This window comes from Cytobacillus solani, from assembly GCF_006704205.1.
Classification (GTDB): domain Bacteria; phylum Bacillota; class Bacilli; order Bacillales; family Cytobacillaceae; genus Cytobacillus; species Cytobacillus solani.
Map to the genome: position 1 here is coordinate 375,355 of NZ_CP041305.1, position 14,224 is coordinate 389,578.

19 protein-coding genes and 1 pseudogene are annotated in these 14,224 nt (G+C 33.2%); 11 read left to right on the forward strand and 9 right to left on the reverse strand.

Features of this window, described 5'->3' with window-relative positions; all coding sequences use genetic code 11:
• Nucleotides 1–114: 114 nt before the first annotated feature.
• Nucleotides 115–858 carry a Cthe_2314 family HEPN domain-containing protein gene (locus FI644_RS01880; RefSeq protein WP_053475007.1) on the reverse strand — a complete coding sequence of 248 codons (744 nt, stop codon included), beginning with the start codon at nt 856–858 and terminating at the stop codon, nt 115–117.
• Between the two features lie 211 nt (nt 859–1,069).
• Between FI644_RS01880 and FI644_RS01885 the strand changes: the two genes are divergently transcribed.
• Together FI644_RS01885 and FI644_RS01890 are read left to right on the forward strand one after the other, a co-directional pair.
• Nucleotides 1,070–1,891 (forward strand): ATP-dependent DNA ligase, encoded by an 822-nt coding sequence (locus FI644_RS01885; RefSeq protein WP_053475006.1) that lies wholly within the window; start codon nt 1,070–1,072, stop codon nt 1,889–1,891.
• Between the two features lie 146 nt (nt 1,892–2,037).
• Nucleotides 2,038–2,433 (forward strand): hypothetical protein, encoded by a 396-nt coding sequence (locus tag FI644_RS01890; protein WP_056683264.1) that lies wholly within the window; start codon nt 2,038–2,040, stop codon nt 2,431–2,433.
• A gap of 50 nt (nt 2,434–2,483) precedes the next feature.
• On the opposite strand, the gene FI644_RS01895 is transcribed toward FI644_RS01890, so the two are convergent.
• Nucleotides 2,484–2,921 carry a YndA family protein gene (locus FI644_RS01895; protein ID WP_053475004.1) on the reverse strand — a complete coding sequence of 146 codons (438 nt, stop codon included), beginning with the start codon at nt 2,919–2,921 and terminating at the stop codon, nt 2,484–2,486.
• Between the two features lie 151 nt (nt 2,922–3,072).
• On the opposite strand from FI644_RS01895, the gene FI644_RS01900 reads away from it, so the two are divergent.
• Nucleotides 3,073–3,594 carry a zinc metalloprotease gene (locus FI644_RS01900; protein ID WP_142107932.1) on the forward strand — a complete coding sequence of 174 codons (522 nt, stop codon included), beginning with the start codon at nt 3,073–3,075 and terminating at the stop codon, nt 3,592–3,594.
• 10 nt (nt 3,595–3,604) lie between these two features.
• Nucleotides 3,605–4,123, forward strand: a complete 519-nt coding sequence (locus FI644_RS01905; RefSeq protein ID WP_053475002.1) for a hypothetical protein — start codon at nt 3,605–3,607, stop codon at nt 4,121–4,123.
• A gap of 179 nt (nt 4,124–4,302) precedes the next feature.
• On the opposite strand, the gene FI644_RS27280 is transcribed toward FI644_RS01905, so the two are convergent.
• From FI644_RS27280 to FI644_RS26175, 4 genes are all read right to left on the reverse strand, one after another.
• A complete protein-coding gene (locus FI644_RS27280) occupies nt 4,303–4,395 on the reverse strand; it encodes a putative holin-like toxin (protein ID WP_369692261.1) in 93 nt (30 codons plus the stop codon).
• A 218-nt stretch (nt 4,396–4,613) separates the two neighbouring features.
• Nucleotides 4,614–4,853, reverse strand: a complete 240-nt coding sequence (locus FI644_RS01910) for a hypothetical protein (protein WP_053475001.1) — start codon at nt 4,851–4,853, stop codon at nt 4,614–4,616.
• A 137-nt stretch (nt 4,854–4,990) separates the two neighbouring features.
• On the reverse strand, nt 4,991–5,632 hold the full coding sequence (locus FI644_RS01915; protein WP_053475000.1) for a Fic/DOC family protein: 642 nt from the start codon (nt 5,630–5,632) through the stop codon (nt 4,991–4,993).
• A 4-nt stretch (nt 5,633–5,636) separates the two neighbouring features.
• On the reverse strand, nt 5,637–5,792 hold the full coding sequence (locus FI644_RS26175) for a hypothetical protein (protein ID WP_172797625.1): 156 nt from the start codon (nt 5,790–5,792) through the stop codon (nt 5,637–5,639).
• 261 nt (nt 5,793–6,053) lie between these two features.
• On the opposite strand from FI644_RS26175, the gene FI644_RS01920 reads away from it, so the two are divergent.
• Nucleotides 6,054–6,305 carry a hypothetical protein gene (locus FI644_RS01920; protein WP_053474999.1) on the forward strand — a complete coding sequence of 84 codons (252 nt, stop codon included), beginning with the start codon at nt 6,054–6,056 and terminating at the stop codon, nt 6,303–6,305.
• Nucleotides 6,306–6,532: 227 nt separating this feature from the next.
• Nucleotides 6,533–6,958, forward strand: coding sequence for a hypothetical protein (locus tag FI644_RS01925; protein ID WP_142107933.1), 426 nt, complete (start codon nt 6,533–6,535; stop codon nt 6,956–6,958).
• 29 nt (nt 6,959–6,987) lie between these two features.
• Here the strand turns inward: FI644_RS01925 and FI644_RS01930 are convergent, their stop codons facing one another.
• Entirely contained in the window at nt 6,988–8,253 is a 1,266-nt protein-coding gene (locus tag FI644_RS01930) for a SpoIID/LytB domain-containing protein (RefSeq protein ID WP_053474997.1), read from the reverse strand.
• A 383-nt stretch (nt 8,254–8,636) separates the two neighbouring features.
• Between FI644_RS01930 and FI644_RS01935 the strand changes: the two genes are divergently transcribed.
• Together FI644_RS01935 and FI644_RS01940 are read left to right on the forward strand one after the other, a co-directional pair.
• Nucleotides 8,637–9,431, forward strand: coding sequence for a serine hydrolase (locus FI644_RS01935; protein WP_053474996.1), 795 nt, complete (start codon nt 8,637–8,639; stop codon nt 9,429–9,431).
• An 87-nt stretch (nt 9,432–9,518) separates the two neighbouring features.
• On the forward strand, nt 9,519–10,196 hold the full coding sequence (locus FI644_RS01940) for a GNAT family N-acetyltransferase (protein ID WP_053474995.1): 678 nt from the start codon (nt 9,519–9,521) through the stop codon (nt 10,194–10,196).
• Nucleotides 10,197–10,477: 281 nt separating this feature from the next.
• On the opposite strand, the gene FI644_RS01945 is transcribed toward FI644_RS01940, so the two are convergent.
• Nucleotides 10,478–10,894, reverse strand: coding sequence for a topoisomerase C-terminal repeat-containing protein (locus FI644_RS01945; protein WP_053474994.1), 417 nt, complete (start codon nt 10,892–10,894; stop codon nt 10,478–10,480).
• On the opposite strand from FI644_RS01945, the pseudogene FI644_RS01950 reads away from it, so the two are divergent.
• From FI644_RS01950 to FI644_RS01960, 3 genes and pseudogenes are all read left to right on the forward strand, one after another.
• Nucleotides 10,893–11,339 (forward strand): annotated as a pseudogene (locus tag FI644_RS01950) (isocitrate lyase/phosphoenolpyruvate mutase family protein); the annotation flags it as partial. The gene FI644_RS01945 and the pseudogene FI644_RS01950 sit on opposite strands and share 2 nt — an antisense overlap.
• Nucleotides 11,340–11,654: 315 nt before the next feature.
• Nucleotides 11,655–12,413, forward strand: coding sequence for a TerC family protein (locus FI644_RS01955; protein WP_053474993.1), 759 nt, complete (start codon nt 11,655–11,657; stop codon nt 12,411–12,413).
• Between the two features lie 175 nt (nt 12,414–12,588).
• The gene (locus tag FI644_RS01960; RefSeq protein WP_053474992.1) at nt 12,589–12,960 is read left to right on the forward strand and encodes a VOC family protein; all 372 of its coding nucleotides are present in this window, start codon (nt 12,589–12,591) and stop codon (nt 12,958–12,960) included.
• A 201-nt stretch (nt 12,961–13,161) separates the two neighbouring features.
• Here the strand turns inward: FI644_RS01960 and FI644_RS01965 are convergent, their stop codons facing one another.
• Nucleotides 13,162–14,220, reverse strand: coding sequence for an ABC transporter permease (locus FI644_RS01965; protein WP_053474991.1), 1,059 nt, complete (start codon nt 14,218–14,220; stop codon nt 13,162–13,164).
• Nucleotides 14,221–14,224: the final 4 nt, after the last annotated feature.

Genomic DNA, 14,224 nt, shown 5'->3' on the forward strand with positions numbered 1-14,224 from the left:
TTATCGATCGTTTTAGTGCTGAAGCGACCGTTAGAGACCGTTAAAGGGTTTGCAGCGCGCTGCAGGGACTTTTATGGTTTCTTATGGCAGTGCCTAGAAACAACTTAGAATTTTTCATACTATTTTGGATCTAATGTTATCAATAATTTCAGCCATTAAATCAACAGTTTCTTCTATGTTAGTAATGAATTCAGTGGTAGTAGTATATTCACCAAGACCTACAGAAATGATGATTTCATCTCCCTCATGACTCTCACTTATACCTGAATCTATAAAATTTGGACGATAATTATGTGTTAAATCATTTCTAAATCGTTCAGCTTTTTTATAAGCTTCATCTTGCCAACATTTTTTTAATGCTTTAAACAGTATATTATCTTTAGCTTGCAACTCCTTCATAACCCTTTGCCTAAATCCCGGATCCGGTTTAATTCCAAAATTATATTTAATATTGATTAAATGACAAATAGTATCTATTAAAGTAGCAAATCTTTTATAATAGCCCTCCAAGTAAAAATCAAACCAATATTTATACGCATCATGTTTATCCTCCATACGAGGGAAAAACTTATATTTACCTTCATCCTCAATTACCCATTCTGTATCGGGAATTCCCTTATCGTAATAATATCTTAACAAGACATAATTATTAATCAGATCAAATGCTTTATTATTATGTTCATTAATCCAAAAACTTAAATTCGAAGCAATAATTCCCTCTCTAGTATTAATCAAATAAGTTCTATTACCTGCTTCTTCAAACAATTTAAATCTAACAAAAGCTTCCTTTTTCATATCATATAACGTATTCCAAACTTCAGCTGTTGGATATTCTGCATAATCAATATAATGTTCCATAAGTCTCCCTCCGTCTAAATATTTCCATATACAAATGATTATAATGGTACAAGAAGAAAAAAACGCGGTAATTATGCAAAATAAACCAAAGCATTAATTTAACGAATTGTTAACCTAATCAAATTGCTATAGAGAAATATTCCACAAATGACAATTAGTCACCAATGAATTCATAAGGGTGGCATCGTATACTTAAATAGAGGTGTTATACATGTTTTTTTCACCAATGCTATTACAAAAAGAAGATACACCCTTTGATGATGATTCTTATATAACCGAATTAAAACTAGATGGGATTAGATTAGAGCTTTCAAAGTTTGATGAAAAAGTAAAATTATATACACGTCACAATAACGATGTAACTACTAAGTTTCCGGAGTTACTGAAAGTTGATATACCTTCTGGAACTGTATTAGACGGTGAAATTATAGTTACAGATCCAGAAGGAAAACCAGACTTTGAAGCAATGATGAGTAGATTCATGTCAAAACGGAACATTTTAGAAGAGAACACTTTAAGTTACGTGGTTTTCGACGTAATTCAATATAAAGGAAAGGCAGTAAGTCGACTCCCATTAACGGAGAGAAAGCAACTGCTTAATGAAATTATCCCCCAGGATACAAGCTTAATTAGTAAAGTAAAATATATCGAAGGTAACAGCACTGCATACTTTGATCTAGTCAAGCAGCTGGGATTAGAAGGTATAGTAATGAAAAGAAAAGACTCACGATATGAGGTAGGTAAACGTAGTCATTCTTGGCTTAAAGTGATCAATTATCAATATGAAGATGTGCTGATTACAGGAATTAGAAAAGGCGAATTTGGGCTACTGCTAAGTTTTCCAGATAACAAACCAGCTGGATTAATGGAGTTTATGCCTACTAAGGAGCGTAAAAAACTTTACCAAAGTCACCAGGTTGTTTCAGAGAATGATAAATATATTTGTATTGATCCAATAAAGGTAAACGTAAAATATAGGAACTTAACTAAAAGGGGCTTCCTTCGGATACCGTCTTTTGTAAAATGGATCTAAGATAAGTTTTTTAGTTTCTTTCAAAATTGAGCTAGTTCTAATGAAGAGGAAATGCACAACTTTTATAGAATATCTAAAAATAAACAAAACTGAATAACTTTTGTTTCAATGTATTATCATATTATTTTAAAAAGGAGAATGATTAAATGAAAAGAATTCTACTTTATAGTTTTATTATTCTTACTTTCCTAGCACTATTTGGCTGTAATAATAGCTCAAATGTCGAAAAGATATCAATTCAACATTTAAACTCAGATGGAACTATTGAAAATTCATTTGAAATTGACAACAAGGAAAAAATCACAAACATCCTTAAAATATTAGATAATATTAAATGGGAAAAAAATACAAAAGTTGAAATGTCGAGAAAAGAAGACATAATAATTACTCTTTACTATAAAAAAGAAAAAGAAGTTGAAATTAAACACGAATTACGAGTTTGGTTTTCAGGTAAGGCAGAAATAAAAAGTTCTGAAGAAGGCTACGGGAAACTAAGTGAAATCGATGCAAAAAAGCTTAAAGAATTAGTTTCAAATAACTAGTAATATTGATACCACAAAAAAAGGACACAAAAAGTGTCCTTTTTTAATTATCAGTCAAAAAATTGAATTGTTACATCATCCTCAACGGAACCATATCCAATATGAGCAAATATTTCGGCCTTTCCATCAGAACCATCAGTAAAACCAGAAACGTCCCATGTAATCTCATAATCTCCATAACCATACTTAGCATAAGGTACTACTGGATCGTATCCATCATCATCCTTTTCGTATAACCAAACTCTATAAACATTATCAGGAGAAGCGTTTGATATTCTAATTTTTATGTTACCTCCTCCAGAACTAACAGTTTGCGTTGTTGCAAAACCATTAGTAGGAATACGTATTGATTGTGCGTATCCAATAGAATCCCACTCTCCTGGTCCACGTTCTGGTCCTTCTTCTGCAAAAACTGATGATGGGATTAAAAGTGTAGTAACTATACCTGCAAGTAACATCTTAAACTTTTTACTAATAGATTGAGTCATTGCTTTCATCCTCCCGTTTACATATTTTTATATTTATACCATAATTGTAACAAATTTTTACAAATATTTGAATATTTAGTTGAATTTTCCAAAAATGAAATGGTAGAATAAACCTGTAAGTATTAAGAAAAAGGGAGAGGGTGTGTTTTTATTGAAAGTTTTAGGAAATGTTTTACTATGTGGTCTAGCAATATTTATTGGTACTAGTTTTTGGGTTTATTCTGGTGTTCTAGCAGCCACTGGTGCGGGACATACATTGACTTATTCATCTGTTGATAACGGAGAAATAAGATATGGGGGTTCAACAAAATATAGTACTAATAGGACCCATGCAAACTCTCAATGGAATTCACTCAGTTCTGTAGATATTCTTCCAGATTCAGCAACAGCCATCCAAGATTTAACTTATTCGGATGTATACTCTACTGAAACTTTCAGTGGAACATGGTCCTATAATGCAATTGGTGCTGACTCAATTAAATTTAATGACCGTGTTATGCAAGATAGAAAGTCAACTTGGAATAATAAAACCGCGACACATGAATTAGGGCATGCACTAGGACTAGATGATCATGATAGTTCTAGTTATAGTGGGATTATTATGTATGGTTCTTCATCAGAAGTTCAGAATATCCAAGCCCACGATAAAGAAGACTATAATGATAGATGGTAGGAGGATGAAAATGAAAAAACTTAAACTCTTTACTTTTACCACAATTTGTTCGTTTGTTATTGCTGGATTCTACTATGTATATTTATTTAAACCAGATAGAGTTGTAGTTGCAAATGCAGAGTGGTCGATTGATATTACCGATAAAAACCAAGTTGTTGACACAGCTGAAAATGTCTTTGTAGGGACCGTACTAGAACAAAAAGATTTAGTAGAGGATGAAATTGGTGTTTATACTCCTTTTTTAATAAAGGTTGATTCAAATCTAAAAGGTGAAATCGAAACTGAAGAAGTTCTTATAGCCCAAAGAATTGGATATGATAATCAACAAAAAGCATTAGTGAAGTGGACGGAAAATGACCAGTTCTTAGAAGTTGGTAACTCCTATGTATTTTCTGTAACTTATGACGATCAAGAAAATATTTACAGAATTATTGCTCCTGAGTACGGTAATGTCAAAGTAAAGGATAAGAAAGAGAAAAAAATGGACTCCTTAAAAATTGAGGAATATAAGGAAGTTGTAGAGAACTAGATTATACTAAAGTTGAAAATAACGTCTAGTCAAAGTATAATATTCATATAAACGAATATAATTAAAAAGACCGTCTGGTGCTAGTAACACCAAACGGCCGTAATAAAATAGCGTCGCCTCAAAGGCGATCAGCAACTCAGAACGGTAAACCGCCAATTGCTTGCAGGCTCAAGGGCGGTTTACTTTTTTTGTGATAACGCGATAACAGCAACAATCAAGCTTGAAAAGCTTATCATAATTACTAACGCTTGAAATACGCTCACACGCAGCACCCCCTTTAATTCTTAGATTCTCTATAAAAGAGGAACAAGAAACGGGAATGCTGACCACCCTTGAGTTATTCTATTCTATTACCCTATCATTCTATCACAGCTCCTTCTAAAAAACTCTCCTATTCTAATGCTTTGTATGTAAACAACGCCTCAATATCGTTCTTTGCTTCTTGCAGCAATCGATAAAATTCTTCCTTCTTCATATCTATTCCAATTGTTCACACTTTCAATAATTTTGTATACTCCGGCATTTTCGATATGGGGAGTTCAATTAATTCAGAATATATAGGTTTCATACTTTTAAAGATTTTTGAATCACTATCCATTCGATATTTCTTTATAATTAGAGCAGCATGTAAAAATAAGATTTCTTCTTTATTCCTTTCCTTAATAATACTTTTTGTTCGTGTATACAAATATTCATTCCCAAGTAAGTAATCTATCTCTTTTTTATCCATCGTTTTCCCTCCATAAAAAAAGAACACCCTCATACGATCCCAATAACCATAGTTAATGGGATTCGCATGAGGGTGTTCCTCTTCAAAGTGTATTATTTTATATCTATATAATAACAAATAAACCAGATAGTGTACATTTATCTTTCAAGAAAACGGTCACGATTTACAGTTCTAACAAATGATTGCACTAAAGATTGTTCAGGCTTTTCATTCAATATGCACTTACTAATTAGTTGTGCTAAAGGGCTTTCATTTACAACAGCTTTAACTGAAGCATCAAATAACTGTTTTTCGCTTACTTTACTCCAGTCTAATTCGTATCCATTTCGGCCGGCTAATGACCGAATAAATTCTCGCTGCGTTCTTCCATTCCCTTCTCTAAACGGATGAAGAATATTAATATCAGTAAAATATTTAGCTGCTTTAATTGAAAATTCTTCTTTAGAAAGCCCTTTTAAGTGTTTATCTTTCTTCAGATCCATAAATATTTGCATAGATGAACTTTGGATATACTGAACATTTGCGAATTGAAAAGAATCTTTTGCAATATTAACATCGCGTATCTGGCCAGCAAATGGATAAATATCTTGAAAAATGTACTTATGAATTTGTTTAAGGTGAGACAAATCAAAAGAGCCAATAATTGGCTTTACCGATAATTCAGCAAGACGGAGACCCGTAAATGCTACTTCAAATGCTTCTAGCTTTTTAGGATCCCTTTCATCAAACAGATTGATTAATACATTCGTCCCAGGATAAACATATTTATCTGCAGACATATGTTTATTTTCCTGTTACTCGATATTTGAATTCTTCTTCTGAAATTTTGTTTGTCATTTTCATTTCAATTAACTTTTCAATTTCAGGCTTCATGTAAAGCCCCTCAACTGCTAATGACGCTTTTGCTTCTTTGATTGCTTTTGATACTGATTTTGTCATTTTGACAGCCCCTTTAGTAACTTATAAGTAAGAACCTTATATACATAATTATACCATAATTATATATACAATTCAATGACACTATATACTTCTTTTTTCTAGACTAAAGTAGATTAGATCTTTTACTATTGACCTTAATTAAAACTCAAAGTATATTGATAATATAACAATATATTACAAAAAACCAATTAAGGAAGCACCTAGTTGGGGTATTTAATTATACCTTCAACTAGGTGCTTTTTTTGGTGATAGGAGGAAATTATGATTGTTTATGTGTTTAAAAATCAAGTTACCCCACAGAACATGATTTATTCAATTGTGGCCGAAAATGAATTTGCAGCAATAGCAGAAATTGGAGACAGTGACTTTATATTGGATTTAAAAGTGCCATATTATTTTATTGACATGGAAAAGTTACATTCCCCTCGTCCTTTTATTAAGGGATATTGTTACTTAGAAATACAAAATACTATGCAAATTGTTCATACCGACATTCCAGTTATAACAAGCTAAGATCAATACCCAAGTCCTTAAGGATTTAAGACCTGCAGCTGATATATTCAGCTGCAGGTCTTAAATGTAATGGTCCTACTAACAAAATGAATATCGGCTTTTATGCTTTATTCTTTTTTGTTACAACAAATAAAACCGTACTTAAACAGACCACATTTGAGAACAATGAATAAATTTAATAAAAAAATAAAAAAATAAAAAAATAATTAGTAATAAGGGGGTTGCACATGAACACAATTTATAAAGTAATATTAGTTATGGTTTTTCTTTTAATTGGTAGTCATTTATTAGGTATAAGTCAAATAACAAATGCTGAAGCAAATATATTGGAACCAAAAATCATTGAATATAAAACTTTTCCTTATGAAATTAAGGATAGATGGGTATGTATTCCAAAAGGCGAAAAAGAACTTACTGTTGAAGTAATTGCTAAAAATACTAAAGAAATGTTGTTTTATCTTACTCCTACAGGAACGGGGACAGCTTCTAAAAAATTTTTAATAGGTAAAACTAACGGAAAGAATGATGTGTTTACAATTAAACATAAATTTAAAAAAGATGAGAGTATTTTGTACCATCTTTCAGTTGATGCCTTTAATAAGGAGGGATATAGGGTATCTGGTATTTTATTTAATATTAGTAGGTGCGGATAAAAAAGCAGAGGAAGAAAACCCTCTGCTTCTTAGTAATTGAAAAATTCAAATTCTTTTCCTGAACCTCCAACTTTACTGGAGCCGTTATAGTAGTAGCCTAATATTTCATACGGTAACCAACCCTTGTCAGCCCAATATTTGCTTCCCCATTGGGAAACTCTACCAGAAGATTGCGTACCAGGGGACCCAGATGTTCCAGCAACATATTCTGTTAGGAAAAGAGCTTTATTGTCTTTTCTGTGCAATCCTATACCATCTACTTCAATTACAGCTGTTGTTGTTGCTGCTCTTTCAGTATTATAGAGATATACTTGACTTCTAGTATCATCATATACATGAGCACCTACTGGACTAGCTAATGGATAGTATACTCCATACCATCCGTACATTTTAGCAGCCAATGCACCAGTCTTTAACGAATTGGATGGCCATTCTATTCTCCATTCATTTGGAAGTACGTTCTTTACATAGCTACTAAAGTTTACAGATTTAACACAACTGGCACTGCAACCATATGCATTTGTGTTGGTATACTGTGTCATATATACCTTGATACTTGATGGTGCAACATGATCTGCGGTTGTAGCAATTGAAACTAATGATTGGGAAGTAGAACTCGTTTCATCTAATCCAACTTTTTCAGATATTTGTTCTTTTGTTAAAGGTTCCTTACCACGGATCTTAGTTAATTCATCTTCAGATAATCTATTAATTTCAAGAACTGTATTATTTCTATTTAAATATTCCCCTTTATAACGCTTATTAATTACATCTAACATTGCCTTTTCATCTTCTGAGTTAAATCCTAGTTCATAACTTTTTAGTATGTCAATTGGAGCATTTTGTACTTGTTTAATCTTCCAATCATTATTTTCGTTAACTAATTCTACTAAAAAATAATTAACACCATTCATATGAAAAACATCTTCTTCAAAAACCTTATAGTCTACTGCAATGTAGTATAAAAGAGAAGATTCATCCATATTAGGAAATAACATTTTATATTCCTCGGGTATCTCTTTTTGTGCTACTAAAGATGCTTTTTCAATATTGAATAGACCTATGTGTTGTTTCTTATTCTCAGGATTATTTAAGAATTCACTTATTGTATCTCTCATATCAGCCGACCATAAATTAGAAAGGTTAGTCCAGTCCTGATTATTTTCAAATTCGACAAGTTTTTTTACTACGTCGGTAGGATTCAATACTGGATCATCCTGTGCATAGATTCTCCCATTTGATACGGAAAACAGAATAATCATAAAACTGAACAAATAAAACAAAAATTTTTTCATGATTTTCCCCCATATAATATATTTGTTACTGTTGTAATTATCCATTTATTCCAAATATCCTCTTTAATAATTACGACTAAAAATGACTGTTTTTGCAATTTGAGCACTGCATAACTAGTTTCATAGTAAATATTTTAAAGTTATTTTATATGCAATCTTCTCTAGATAGATATACACATGATGTAGTCTTATAAAAAAGATTGATCATTAAAAACAAAGTACGCTTATTTAAAATAAAGATTGATCATTTATAATAAAGTTTGATTAAAATCCTGTTTTTACAGGATTTTTTTCTTTAACTATAGAAGCAGTTTACTTTAAGAAGGGATATTTTACTAAAGAGAGAATAAGTGAATATAAAATAGTTTAAAGTGGGGTCTAAAATGGAGAAAGTTCTTGATAAATTAAAGGAAATTGAATCAGGTGAAGTAGGAATTATTATTTATTCACAATTAAAACAGGATATAGTTTGTTCATTGAACAAAGAATTACTTGTACCTCTTGCTTCTGCTGCTAAAGTTGCAATTGCTTTTTGTGTAACACAATTAGTAGCAGAAAGAAAATATAAATGGAATGACATTGTACAAGATATTAGTTTTAATCCAAAAGAAGATAGTAATGAACTATATCCTCACTTTCAGAATAGAGAAACATTGGCACTGCAAGATGCCGTTGAAGTGATGATAGCCTGTCACGATAGTTTCATTGCGAATAAAATTGTTCAATTTTGTGGCGGATGGGAAAAGATTAATAAAAAAATTAAATCAAATTTTAAAAATATAAATATTACTCGAAATCCAATTGATTTAGATAACAATGGTGAATTGAGTCAGATGTTAGAACTTTTGCGTTTTATATTTCTAGGATACAAAAATAATCCTGAGTTATGGATTCCAATTATTAATGGGTTAGTTAGACAACAAGGTGAAATAGAAGGAATACCAACCCATCACTTAAATCATATGACAGGTGGATTAGAAAATGTTGTATTAGATATTGGGATAATTGGAGAGTTCTCTCAAAATCCATTATTGTATGTTTTGGGTGCAAAAGACTTGCCTAGTCGATATAAAGAGAAAGTAGCGGATGAAAAAATTATAGATGCTATGAAATTACTTTATGTTGAGTATTCAAATCAAGAAACCGAAACGAAAAGTGAATGGACGGCTAATTCATAATGCTTATTAAACTAAAGGGTGCGTTTAATACAGCAAAAGATAAAAACTAAGCCTAGATTGATACGTTAAAATTCTGGAGGAATGTTTATGTTATCTGATTTAGAATTGATGGAACATCATGTTAATGTGTTATTTAAACACGATACTGAAAATCGAATAACAGTCGTAAATGAACCACCGTATGATAATGCACCTAGAATTTTCGTTGGTATCACCAACATTGGAAGTGTTATAAGGTTTTCAAATGCGCTGGATGAGAGTCTTGTAGAGAAGCTAGAACAGGTTATAGCTACAGATCCTGGTGCTAATCTAGGAGAAGTAATCAATGTTTTAAGTATATACCGTCCATTAAGTAATTTTTGGATTGGACATGCGTATGTGTTTCCTAATAAAAGGGACACGGCTCATGCTCAAGCAATACAAGTAACTCATGAAAATAAAGAACTTTTAAAGCCTTATTATCCATATACATTTGAGGATTTTGAGTATAAGCAACCTTGTTTTGTAATAGTTGAAGACAATTTTCCTGTTTCGATTTGTTGTAGTGCAAGGAAGACTACAAAAGCAGACGAAGCAAGTTTATTTACACATGAAGATTATCGAGGAAGAGGATACGGTATAGATGTTACAAATGCTTGGGCAGCAGCAGTACAAAAACAAGGACGAATTGCTCTATATAGTACTTCGTGGGATAATTTCGCATCCCAATCTGTGGCAAAAAAACTAAAATTGCTTCAGTATGGAACAGTCATTCACATGAGTTAAAGTAACCGTAAAGAGTAAGAATAATTCTTATTCAATTAACGGGGGCTTTAGTTCAATAAGAAATGAACAAACTTTATTATAAAAATTTATATTTAATCAAACAAAAAACCGTCATTTTGATCAATCTCTTTTCAAAATAACGGTTTTTTGATTGCTGTTGAATGTGAAGAGAAATGAGTTTTTTTATCAATCTTTATTTTATAGCTACACATGACCAGAAGATCGATTAAATCATATTGTAAAAGACCCATTCTCAGTGAGAGTGGGTCTTAAATAAAGTTTTACTGTGATTTTTTTATTTTTTTTTCAAAAATATACTTTAATCTTTTTTCTTTTGTATCGTAAGATAATTTAGCATCAAATGTTTTAGATTCATCTTTATTTCTAAAACCTTTTATAGTATCGGTAATATTCTTTTCTAAAAGCTTTGACACTTGTTTTACGGGAATTTGTTTCTTTCCAAATGTAGGAGATAAAATAAAATCACAAGATTGTCTATAGTTTTCGCATAGATAATAGGATTTTCCTATTAATACGCTTCCCTGGCACAATGGACATTTTCCTATCGTTTTATCTTCTTTAGTAGGAAAAATTAGATGAATGCTGCTATCCTCCTTTAGTGCAACTCTTGCAGTAAATTCTTTATCCTCTTTACTTAAAAATCCATTCATAAAATCAGTTGTTCTTTGCTGAAGCAATTTTGAGGATTCTTTAAAAAAACAAAATGGATTAAAAGAGTTATCTGTGCACAGTGATCTTTTAAATAGGATAAGAACAGCATTAGAAAATCAAGGGTATAAGGATTTTTATATAAACGCCAGAACCGATACATACTTGCAAAAGCAAAGTCCTCTACCGGAAACAATTGAACGTGCAAAGGCATATGTTGAAAGTGGTGCGAGTGGGATATTTGTTCCTGGTTTAATGGCGGATGATGAGATTAAAGAAATCACGATACATGTGAATGCACCTTTAAATGTGCTGTCTCTGCCTGGCCTAACAAATTGTAATAAGCTTAAAGAATTAGGAGTGAAACGCTTTAGTTTTGGAAATGCCCTATCTGATAAAATGATTGCTTATTTAGAAAGGAATGCTGCCAAACTAATAGAGGTTATGGATACCGCTCATTTGTATGAGAATTAGCACCAGTGTATAAAAAGGAGAGTAACATGGTAACTTTAGCAAAATGCTAAACCCAAAAGTAACTACCTTTGTTTATTATTCACCTAAAATCACGTTAATTCATAGAAGGATTAACGTTTTTTCATTTTAAGTTATTACATTTATACACGGAAAATTTTTGCTGTAAACGGATGTTTTTTCAACATATTTTATAAGAACACATTGTAGACTAAAATAACCTCAAATGTTTAAGCAATATTTTCTAGGATTACCTGTGGTTTATTAGGAAATTCTATAGCTAGAAAAACAATTTTAGTGTTAAAAGGAGAAAAACGGATGGACTCAATATGGCTAGAATATGCTTGGACATTGTTAATTCTAATTGGATTAGAAGGGTTGTTATCGGCCGACAATGCTCTTGTATTAGCTGTCATAGCCAAGCATTTACCTAATGATCAGAAAAAAAGAGCGATTAATTACGGAATTATTATGGCATTCGCATTCCGCTTTGCTGCACTTTTTGTCATTTCATTTATTGCAAACGTCTGGCAGATTCAAGCGATAGGAGCGGCTTATCTTCTTTACCTCGGATTAAAGCATGTCATACAGGCAAGGTTCGGTAAGGAAAATAAGAACATTCATAAGGACGATGCAAAAGAAGCAGCAGGTAAAGGTTTTTTGCCCACCGTTGGGAAAATTGCGTTAGCAGACCTCGCTTTTGCAGTTGATTCTATTCTAGCTGCAGTTGCACTTGCCCTAGGTCTTCCAGATTCACCTCTTGATGATTTCGGGGGGATGGATGGAGGGCAGTTTATTGTTGTTCTTCTTGGGGGTATTGCTGGCCTAATCTTAATTAAGTATGCAGCAACTTGGTTTGTTCAACTTCTTGATAAGCGACCAGCTTTAGAGACAACAGCATATGCAATTGTAGCCTGGGTCGGTGTCAAACTTGCGGTAATTACCCTAGCACATGAGGATATTGGTTTTTTAGAACATCATTTTCCCCACAGTACCACTTGGACTCTTATTTTCTATGGAGTGTTAGTAGGTATTGCTCTAATTGGCTGGTTTGCACCAGGTAACAAGAAAAACTAATTCCTTAGTTAAAGCAAATGGATGGTTTTGTTGAAGATTACGGGTACATGTAGGTCTAATAAGATTGGACTTCCATCTATCCCAGCCAAATAGTAATAAAAAGAACTCTAATTGAGTTCTTTTTATCGTTTACTCCTTTATACTAAATTTATCATTAATAAAAGGTGGTAATAAGATGAAACTAGGTGCATTTTCTGTAAGTTTAACTGTAAAGGACATTCATATTTCAAAAGCATTCTACGAAAAACTAGGCTTTCAAGTGCTAGGGGGCAATATTGACCAAAATTGGCTTATTATGAAGAATGAAAACTGCATCATTGGGCTATTTCAAGAAATGTTTGAAAAAAACATCCTGACTTTTAATCCTGGCTGGGATCAAAATGCTGAAAATCTAGAATCATTTACAGACATTCGCGACCTTCAAAAGCAGCTTAAAGAAAAAGGAGTTAACATACTTTCTGAAGCGGATGAATCAAGCGAAGGGCCAGCACACTTTACAATAGAAGATCCAGATGGCAATCAGATTCTAGTGGACCAGCATCGGTAGGGCGAAGAGTTACATAAAGGATACGAACAAAGCGCCTGCCCAGCCTATTTGGTGGGCAGGTGCTTTGTTCGCAATAGATATCTCCTTAAACATATCCTTTGTATAGGTGAAGCATTTACTGGTTTGCTAATTCAATTGCACATGGACTAGTGTTCAAGCCAGCCAACTTTACTTCTGTTAATACTATCTAGGTAAGCTTACTCACGAAGTCCTCTCCTTCTTCTGCAAAAGCACGGCAGCAATAACGATCACGCCTTTAAAGGCTTCTCGTAAAAATGGAGGGACACCAAATAGGTTTAAGAGATTATTCATCACCGCAATGATCAGCATTCCATAAACAGTTCCAAGGATAAAGCCCCTTCCGCCCATCATATTGGTTCCGCCGACTACGGCTGCTGCAATGGCATCCATTTCCATGCCTCTGCCTGCATTTGAGAAATCCATTGAGCCAATTCTGGACACTTGAATGATCGCTGCAATTGAGACAAGGAGCCCCATGAGCGCATATACACGCAGCTTTACCTTTTCGACATGGATGCCAGAAAGCTTAGCCGCTCGTTCATTTGAGCCAACCGCAATAATTTGTCTTCCGAACGTCGTTCGTTTCGAAACATAGTATAAGATGAAAGCAATGATGGCCCAATAAACAATGGGCATAATCATGAAGCTGCCAATCTTAAAACTAGCAATCTGTAAAAACTCTGTTGGCACTTTCGGATTATACCCTTGCATAAAATGCTGTGTCACACTACGAAAGATCATCATCGCACCTAAGGTAGCAATGAATGGCGGCACTTTTCCTTTTGTAATCGATACGCCAATTAAAGAGCCTAATAAATAACCAAAAAGTAGAACAACGAGAATCGTAATCGCAAATGCTGGGACTCCAGTGATCCCCATTGCCAGCAAGAACCCTTTCGTTCCTGTATCAAGTAGCATCATCGAAAGCGCACCAGTTACAACGAGGGTAGAGCCGACAGCTAAATCAATCCCGCCTGTCATAATCACGAAAGTCATCCCTAAAGCAACGATCGCTGTTGCGGCATTATTTCGTAGGATGTTGATCCAGTTGTTAATCCATGCCTGAAACCAGCTGCCAAAGGAATCATAATCAAATCCTAAAACTAATGTCTGCAGGATAATCATGATGATGAGTGCAATCGCAATGCTAAAAAGCGGGTCACTAGACCACTTGTATTTAAACCATTGAAAAAAGCTGCGCTTATTTTTTATCGCGGCATGATTCAGACTAGGTTTCATTCCT